At 46.8% G+C, this 7,222-nt stretch carries 5 protein-coding genes and 1 pseudogene; 5 read left to right on the top strand and 1 reads right to left on the bottom strand.

Going from position 1 to position 7,222, the window contains the following annotated elements; translation table 11 throughout:
- Nucleotides 1–1,524, top strand: a 1,524-nt coding sequence (ppx, locus tag FDX03_RS03880; protein ID WP_137345681.1) for an exopolyphosphatase, incomplete at its 5' end; no start/stop codon positions are given.
- Here ppx and FDX03_RS03875 read toward each other — a convergent pair.
- On the bottom strand, nucleotides 1,504–3,774 hold the full coding sequence (locus FDX03_RS03875) for a sensor domain-containing phosphodiesterase (protein WP_061068326.1): 2,271 nt from the start codon (nucleotides 3,772–3,774) through the stop codon (nucleotides 1,504–1,506). The two genes, ppx and FDX03_RS03875, sit on opposite strands and share 21 nt — an antisense overlap.
- A gap of 366 nt (nucleotides 3,775–4,140) precedes the next feature.
- Here FDX03_RS03875 and FDX03_RS03870 point away from each other — a divergent pair, with 366 nt between their 5' ends.
- From FDX03_RS03870 to FDX03_RS03855, 4 genes and pseudogenes are all read left to right on the top strand, one after another.
- Nucleotides 4,141–4,344, top strand: a complete 204-nt coding sequence (locus FDX03_RS03870) for a YfgG family protein (RefSeq protein WP_071887371.1) — start codon at nucleotides 4,141–4,143, stop codon at nucleotides 4,342–4,344.
- A gap of 408 nt (nucleotides 4,345–4,752) precedes the next feature.
- Nucleotides 4,753–5,067, top strand: a pseudogene (locus FDX03_RS03865) (mechanosensitive ion channel protein MscS); the annotation flags it as partial.
- 238 nt (nucleotides 5,068–5,305) lie between these two features.
- A complete protein-coding gene (locus tag FDX03_RS03860) occupies nucleotides 5,306–5,974 on the top strand; it encodes a hypothetical protein (RefSeq protein WP_061068327.1) in 669 nt (222 codons plus the stop codon).
- 33 nt (nucleotides 5,975–6,007) lie between these two features.
- Nucleotides 6,008–7,162 (top strand): hypothetical protein, encoded by a 1,155-nt coding sequence (locus FDX03_RS03855; RefSeq protein ID WP_137345505.1) that lies wholly within the window; start codon nucleotides 6,008–6,010, stop codon nucleotides 7,160–7,162.
- The last annotated feature ends 60 nt before the right edge of the window (nucleotides 7,163–7,222 follow it).

The following is a 7,222-nucleotide window of genomic DNA, read 5'->3' as shown; positions in this document are numbered from 1 at the left end:
TCTCCACGACCGCAGGAATTTGCTGCGGTCGACCTTGGTTCAAACAGTTTCCATATGGTCATTGCCCGCGTGGTTGATGGCGCAATGCAAATTATCGGGCGACTGAAACAACGCGTACATCTGGCGGACGGCCTTGGCGCGGATAACAAGCTAAGCGAAGAAGCGATGGAACGCGGATTAAGCTGCCTGTCGCTGTTCGCCGAACGTCTGCAAGGCTTTCCCCCGTCAAGCGTATGCATCGTGGGAACCCATACTTTGCGTCAGGCGCTGAATGCGCCAGATTTTCTCAAGCGAGCGGAAAAAGTCATCCCCTACCCGATTGAGATTATTTCCGGTAACGAAGAAGCCCGACTGATTTTTATGGGCGTGGAGCACACCCAGCCGGAAAAAGGTCGCAAGCTGGTTATCGATATCGGCGGCGGCTCAACAGAACTGGTGATCGGCGAAGATTTCGAGCCTAAACTGGTCGAAAGCCGCCGTATGGGTTGCGTCAGTTTTGCCCAGATGTACTTTCCGGGTGGTGCGATCAGCCGGGAAAACTTCCAGCGCGCCCGTATGGCGGCAGCGCAAAAACTGGAAACGCTCACCTGGCAATTTCGAATCCAGGGCTGGAACGTTGCACTGGGAGCTTCAGGCACCATCAAAGCAGCCCATGAAGTGCTGCTGGAAATGGGTGAGAAAGATGGTTTTATCACCCCTGAACGTCTGGACAAGCTGACAACAGAAGTCCTGAAGCATGCGTCATTTGAGGCACTCAGCATGCCGGGGCTGTCAGAAGAACGAAAGGCGGTTTTTGTTCCCGGTCTGGCAATACTGTGCGGTGTTTTTGATGCCCTCGCTATTCGTGAACTCCGGCTTTCCGATGGCGCGCTGCGTGAAGGTGTACTGTATGAGATGGAAGGCCGTTTTCGCCACCAGGACGTTCGTAGTCGTACCGCCAGCAGCCTGGCAAACCAGTACAACATCGACAGCGAACAGGCCCGGCGCGTGCTGGAAACGACCATGCAAATGTACGACCAGTGGCATACACAACAGCCCAAACTGGCCAATCCTCAACTGGAAGCGTTACTGCGCTGGGCAGCGATGCTGCATGAGGTTGGGCTGAACATCAACCACAGCGGACTGCATCGCCACTCGGCTTATATTCTGCAAAACAGCGACCTGCCAGGTTTCAACCAGGAGCAACAGCTGATGATGGCGACCCTGGTTCGCTATCATCGTAAAGCGGTTAAGCTGGATGATTTACCCCGCTTTACGCTGTTCAAGAAAAAGCAGTTCCTGCCGCTAATTCAGCTGTTGCGACTTGGGGTATTGCTCAACAACCAGCGCCAGGCAACCACTACGCCGCCGACGCTCACGTTGATTACCGACGATAACCACTGGACGCTACGCTTCCCGCACGACTGGTTTAGCCAGAACGCGCTGGTGCTGCTCGATCTGGAAAAAGAGCAGCAATACTGGGAAGCCGTCACAGGCTGGTGCCTTAAAATTGAGGAAGAAAACTCACCCGATATCGCTGCGTGAGTGATCGACAGGTGCCAGCGTGACTGGCACCTGTTCTTCCAGAGTTTTATGCAGCGGTCGCGGCTCACCAATCAGATAGCCCTGCAAATAATCAATCCCCAGAGAAATCACCGCACTGCGTATTTCTTCGCTTTCAACATACTCCGCGACCACCAACATTTTTTTCATCCGCGCCAGGTGACAAATCGAGGCCACGATTTGGTAGTCGAGACTATTTGAGACAATGTTACGGATAAAGCTTCCGTCAATCTTCAGGATGTCGGCACTCACATTTTTCAACCGCGCATAGCTGGCATAGCCGGTACCAAAATCATCGATTGCAATCTGACAGCCCAATGATTGCAGCTGCAGTAACGTTGCCTGTGCCTGTTCCGCATTGGTTAAGGCGTTGCTTTCCGTGACTTCAAAAATCAACTGCCACGCTTCAACCTTGTACTTAACCAGTAGCTGGTTGATGTCATGCGGAAGTCGGGCGCGACATATCGACGTGGGTGACAAGTTAATGGCAAACCGATGAGCGGGCATTTTCTCCCGATTCTGCGCCATAAATTTCAGCGTATTTTCAATGACCCACAGATCAATGCTGGATGACAAGCCAAACTCATGGGCTACCGGTAAGAAATTATCAGGAGCAATCGTTTCACCTTCATCGCCCTGAAGACGCAGCAGGATTTCATGATAAATATCGCCGCGTACGCCAGAAATCGGCTGTGCCATCAGGAAGAAGCGATCATGCTCCAGTGCCTGCTGCAAACGATTCATCATTGCCACTTTATCTTTCAGATCCCGCTGCAGGTGCATTACGCCACGTCGCTGCAAACTCTCCGGCATATTGGTTGCCAGCGAGAGCTCGGCGATGGTGCTTAACTCCCCCAGTAACAGATAAATGTGGTTAACGGGTGAGCGAACATAGCAAAAACTGATCCCAACCTGCGGTTGCAGGGGCATGCCATCCCAGACAAAACGGAATTGCCTGATATGTTTGTCCAGCGCTTCAATACGCTGCTGATGTGACTCAGTATTAAAACGCAGTATTAAATCATTACCGGATAATTGAAAAACATATTCATCTTGTTCCAGCAACGGCGCTATCCAATGTGAGAGTTTTTGCTTGTACTGGATACGCAACATAATACCGTAGTTTTTCACCAACAGTTCCATGCCCGGTATACGCAGAAAACAGAGCACTGACCATGGCGCTTTTTTCAGCGTTCGGTTCAATGCCCGCAAGTTTGGCAAATGCACCATCGGATCAAAATATGCCAGACGATGTGTGCGTCGGGTGACAAATCGCTGACGCGTTGCCAGCACGGCAATGTAATTTACGATGAAAGAAAAAACGAGGTAACTCGAAGAGGTAATTGCAAGTTGTGTATCGTAACCCGAATACCAGGGCATATAGCGCTGATAATAATGAATGGCAGTTATCAACACGACTGTCCATATCATTGAAATAAATCGGTAACCGTAACGCATTGCGCCCCATAACATGACGGGCAGTAACAGAGACAAGGTATAATTTGTGCTGAATATCGAACTCTGTTCATTTAACGGCATACACAACAGAGCCATCAATAAAGTCAATATTATCAACCAGACAGCAAACTCTGTTCGCGTTACTTTGGTGTCAAATTGCTGCTTTAATTGCGAAAAATAGCCCCGTATATGCAGCGGGTTTCGAATGGTTCGGATGATAAAATAGCATAGAGGTATACCAACAAGGTTCCCTACCAGCATAGCCTGGTAGTTGATCAACGTTCCGGTATTAAAGGGCATAACGCCCACCATACCTGATTTGCTCTCGTATACGCCAACAAACGCAGCGAACTGGAAGAGAATCAGGAATAGCGTTGCCGGACAGAAAACCTGCCAAAATATTCGCTGAAACATCAGATGGGAGTCGCCGTGCGCCACGTTGTTTCTCCGGGGAGCAAAAACTTTATATCCGCCCCAACTAAGCACCACTGTAACTATAAAGTGCGTAATAATTGACAGCGTTTCAAATAACCCAACCTGCGGATATTTGTACCAACCGATAGCAATGATTATTCCTGGCAGTGCCGCCCAACTAAAAAACAACATCAGGCTAATCATCAGCGCTAAAGGCAGGTAAAAAAGGATGACTGTACCGGTACTAATATGTGCGTAGGTATTGGCAGTGCTCAATAACGGCAACAGTAAAGATGGTAAGATGAGGGGCAGCGCCCACCATTTATCTCTAATATTTATATAGTTTTTATTGAGTTTCATAGATGCTCAGTAGAATCCCTCACATCATGTAGGGGTATTTTCTGTGAAGGGCATTCAGACAGGCATCCCACCTGACTTTAAAACTATGATGTAATACACATCACAATGACTCATCAATTTTAGTTACGGATAACCGACGGGGTTTGATATATGTCAAAAAAAATATCCCCCATTAATCAATTATTACCTTTTTCTTTATTTATGATCGTTTATTCATTATTAATGCAAATAATAATATTAGTTTCCATAACATAAGTGGATAAAACCGTTGATGCAATTTTACATAACGAAGAATTGACCATTCCCTCTTAGTGTGCCTTAATGTAAGTATCGCCCACTGGTTGGGTACACTTTAAGGAACCTTTTGTGAGCCAGGTTACCAGCCTACGCAAACGACACCGATTTAACAGTCGCATGATCCGGATCGTACTGCTTATCAGCTTCATCTTCTTCTTCGGACGCTTCGTCTACTCTGCTATCGGTGCGTGGCACCACCACCAGGACAAGAAAGAATCCCAGCAGACCACCTTGCCGCAACAGACTTCTCCTGCTCAAACTGACGAACGCTGAACGCTCGTATCTGTGATCCCCTGTCTTAAGATTCCTTACCGGATGGCTAATCGCCTGACATTTAACCATCCGGTAAGGGATTTGAGCGATGAAACAATACGCTGTCTTACCCACCACACGCACTAAGTTATCGGATAAAAGACCGTGTTTTTCGCACAAATGCACAATCTTTTAATCCCACTTCACCTCACCATTCGCGCTCATTTTTACGTTCTTGTTTACTGGACATAAAAAAGACAAATACAGTTCAAACAGACGCTAATTAATATCGCCAGCATATATCACTGACGTATACATCAATGTTTTGCATGAAAATTAAATATTTATTTGAATCGTTACCATTTTTGAACACAAACAGGATAATACTATGAGTAGTTTTTCATTTTTTCCCAAAAATTCATTATCGCCATCATTGGCATAGGCTACCAGAGTCGGATTGCGGAAGTGAAACGCGTCATTACGCATATCATCGAGCAGGATGAACGCGTTGATCGGAGTCGCGGTGTGACCGTGCATCTGGGCGAACTTGCCGCCTCATCGCTTAACTTCTATGTTCGCGTTTGGGTGCGTAACGGCGAATACTGGAATACCTATTACGATCTGCTGGAAAACATCAAAGAAGCGATGGATGTCAACCATATCGACTTGCCCTATCCGCAGATGGATAGCCGTGCTCAAAACGCCCCATCACAATCACAGCCTCACCTGCAGATTGTCGATTAAAATATTTATTCCCTCTGCTGGGCCGCATTAGCGTTGACTAATCGCTTAAACACCCATCCTTAGATAAAATTTAAAAATTAAATGCTAAAAAAGAAACCGTAAATATCATCATCGTTACATGTTTCCATGTCTCACATTACAGGCTACAAAAAAACAACCTCCCCCCCTTCCCCAACATATCTGTACAATACTCTCTATCGTTTTCTATGCTTTATTCATGATGAAGGAATCCATAAAAATGGAACAACCGGTCAAATGTGACCCACATATCCTGTCGTTACTGAAAAAAACCTCCCTCAATCACATTGACTATCTGGTCGACGTTCTGACAGACAACGGTAAAGGCCGGGTAGCATTATCATCGTCCGTTAAGGACTTACTACTCGAAGAGAAGGCAGAACGGGACTACAGCGAGCGTGGGCTGCGGCATCTGCTACATGAATTGCAGGAATATGGCGGACACTCGCTCGTTAATATTTTCCGCAGTGAGCCATTGCCTTATTCTGAGTTATTAACCGATGTTCATAAAAAGCTCAATGGCAAAGACAGCAAGAAAAAAAATAACGTAACAAAAGAACGGGAAATCGTCCTAAGTTTGTTTGGTGATGACTGGCAGTCATTAGCCGATCATGAACGTTGGGAGCGCTGCACAGAAACGAAAGTTATCTCCGGTTTTTTCAAGATGCAGGATAATCTGCGCATAAACGATAAAGGGGTTGTTATCGGCCTGTCAGCTGCGGCAAGCGTAGCGGCATTTACCGCGCTCCGCTTACATCCCGTCACTGCTATCGTCAGTACGGTCAGCCTTGCTAACCAAACGCTTGGGGAGGCATACCGGGTGACAATTCCGTTCATTGCTCATATCGCGATGCTCAACATGCTTCACTCGCCCAAAATAGCGCAGTAAAAATACCGTAACTAATCGAGCAGAATTCACCCTATGTCAACTTTAGCGAATAACAATCAGATACCTGAGCAAGAAGCGGCCTTCGAAGTGGACATCGTCGACGCGCAAAATAATGCCCTGGTGAAAATACACAGCCAGCCTGGATACTGGCAAGATCTTGCGCAACAGGACTCACAGACGGAACTGGATCCCAGCAGCATTTCACTCTTTAATCACTGGCTCAGTAGCGTCCCCACCGTCGCCACTGCCATTGCAGGTAACGCGACACAATTAATGACCTGTTCTTTCGAATACAGCCAACTGGTACAGGCGAAAGATGGCAGCGGAGCAATCGGTGCGGTACTTAATCCAGACACCAACAAAATTGGCGCACAAGCCCGATTTCACGAAGCTGAAAATCTGAAGTCGCTGGTCAATGCCAGCCTGGTTTTTAATATCGCGTCACAACTTCTGGCCCAAAAACATCTTGCCGATATTAATGAGAGACTGCGGATCATCGAACAAAAGATCGATTCGATTAAAGGCCATCTTGAACAATCGCGCCTCGCAAATATCCAGACTTTCCATGAACATCTCAATATTATTGGTTTATTACTGAGCCGTAATGAAATTATCACCAAAGAGTCACTACTAAACCTCGCCAAAAGCGCGCAGGAAGTGCGCTCGCAGGTTAAGCATCTTGAAAAGGATATCACTCAGGCATATCGAGAAATTGAACAATTTGAACCAACCAGTTGGTTTGGATCTGACGATCTCCGGGAAGCGCTCAAACTGAAAATCAGCAATGTTGAACGGTTGCAGCGTGAGTATCTGACGGGTATGCAATGTTTGTTAGTTGCTAATCTCATCCTGTTCATCAAGCATGACGGCAACCAAGAGTTTGTCCTGATAAGCGAATTATATTTAAAAGAACTGAGTGCCAGCAACGGCATATTTCAGCAATGGGAAAAAATAAAACGTAAAGTCGCCCATCATCTAAGCAAGATGAAGCCATTATTTGAACGAACAAGCAGCACCCAGGCAAATGCCTTACAGGTAGAACGCAAGCTAAATCAAACGGATAGCCTACTTAATACTGATAACGTTTTACTTACACAACTCGGCGAACGCATCCAGGCAGCCCAATCACCGCAGGTATTGTTAGAGATTGTGGATAATAAGGTACTGAGAGGTCGCTTTTTGCGTTAGCATACCGACGCTAACTAAACGTCAAGAATTGGCTATACAATACGAGATGTCGCGGCTGGA

This window comes from Citrobacter sp. wls827 (genome assembly GCF_005280875.1).
In the GTDB taxonomy this organism is placed as follows: Bacteria; Pseudomonadota; Gammaproteobacteria; order Enterobacterales; family Enterobacteriaceae; genus Citrobacter; species Citrobacter youngae.
Note: the sequence above shows the minus strand (reverse complement) of the source record. Positions and strands in the feature narration are given on the sequence as shown.